Origin of the sequence: Curtobacterium sp. GD1 (assembly GCF_020882855.1) — a bacterium.
Lineage (GTDB): Bacteria > Actinomycetota > Actinomycetes > Actinomycetales > Microbacteriaceae > Curtobacterium.
The window spans coordinates 1-1,108 of sequence record NZ_JAFEVQ010000066.1 but is presented as its reverse complement, the minus strand read 5'-3'; the positions used below and the strand labels follow the sequence as shown (position 1 = coordinate 1,108).

The following is a 1,108-nucleotide window of genomic DNA, read 5'->3' as shown; positions in this document are numbered from 1 at the left end:
GCGGTCGAGCGGGAGCGGTGCACGCTCCGGCGACGGATGCGTCGTTCGACGGAACCGTTGCTCATGATGGCCTCCTAGGCGATCCGGGACTGGTGCTCGCGCACGATCCCGGTGAGTTCGATGTGGGCACTACCGACGCGGCGGCCGGTGAGTTCCCCGACACGGCCCTTGACCTCGTCCGCGACCCGGGCGGTGCGGGTGACGATGTCGTCGCCCGCGGCGATGGGGCCGGTGATGTCGAGCGCGAGCGCGCCGGAGGTGTCGCCGAGACCGACGCGCACCCGCTTGGCGGGGGCGCCGAGCCGTTCGGCTGCGACGGCCCGCGCCAGCGAGGTCAGTGCGCGAGCGGTGATCTCGACACGGCCCGGGACGTCCGGGCCGGCGTTCACCGGGAGCTCCGGCGTCCGGTCAGCACGTCGGCGAGGGCACCCCGGTCGATGCGGCCGGTGACCAGCGCGGCCACGAGAGCCCCGACGGCACCGAACACGACCACGAGCACGAAGCCCCAGAACCCGAACTGCAACGCCACGACGGCGAGGATCGCCCCGATGAGGGCTCCGATCAGTGTGTTGCTCATGCGACTCGCGCTTCCTTCTTCTCGTCGTCCTTGTCGTCGTCGTCACCCGGGATGAACACGTCCTGCACGGTCACGTTCACCTCGGCGACCTCCATGCCCACGATCTGCTCCAACGCACGAGCAACACCGGCGCGGACACCGTCAGCGACCTGCTGCAGGGCGACGGGGTACTCCGCGACGATCACGATGTCCGCGGCGACCTGCTTCTCGCCGACCTCGACCTTGACGCCCTGCCCGAAGTCACGCTGCCCGATCGCGTCACGGATCGCACCGATCGCACGCGCCGCACCGTTGCCGAGGGAGTGCACCCCGTTCACCTCACGCGCAGCGATCCCGGCGACCTTCGACACGACGGTGTCGTCGATCGTGGTCTTGCCCGTGACGCCGCCGGTGTGGGTGCCCGTGTTCCGAGCGACCCCCGAAGCCGTCGCAGCCGAAGCAGTCGTGGTGGTCGTGGTGTCAGCCATGTTCGTTCCTTCCGTTGACCCGCCGGGCGTTCCCAGCGGTTGCTGTTCACGGATGAGACGGGGC

The 1,108-nt window shown here is 70.0% G+C and carries 3 protein-coding genes; all 3 read right to left on the bottom strand.

Annotated features, from left to right (window positions below):
• Positions 1-74: 74 nt before the first annotated feature.
• From JSX79_RS18025 to JSX79_RS18015, 3 genes are read right to left on the bottom strand one after another with little or no spacing between them, the layout of a single operon-like run.
• A complete protein-coding gene (locus JSX79_RS18025; protein WP_092385865.1) occupies positions 75-389 on the bottom strand; it encodes a hypothetical protein in 315 nt (104 codons plus the stop codon).
• Positions 386-577: a DUF2273 domain-containing protein gene (locus tag JSX79_RS18020; protein ID WP_070418041.1), complete on the bottom strand. Its 192-nt coding sequence runs from the start codon at positions 575-577 to the stop codon at positions 386-388. The genes JSX79_RS18025 and JSX79_RS18020 overlap by 4 nt, the downstream gene beginning before the upstream one ends.
• The gene (locus JSX79_RS18015; RefSeq protein WP_070418042.1) at positions 574-1,044 is read right to left on the bottom strand and encodes an Asp23/Gls24 family envelope stress response protein; all 471 of its coding nucleotides are present in this window, start codon (positions 1,042-1,044) and stop codon (positions 574-576) included. The genes JSX79_RS18020 and JSX79_RS18015 overlap by 4 nt, the downstream gene beginning before the upstream one ends.
• Positions 1,045-1,108: the final 64 nt, after the last annotated feature.

Excerpts from the sequence above, each read along its gene's own strand:
- JSX79_RS18020 (WP_070418041.1), bottom strand. The coding sequence starts at position 577 with ATGAGCAACACACTGATCGGAGCCCTCATCGGGGCGATCCTCGCCGTC.
- JSX79_RS18015 (WP_070418042.1), bottom strand. The coding sequence starts at position 1,044 with ATGGCTGACACCACGACCACCACGACTGCTTCGGCTGCGACGGCTTCG.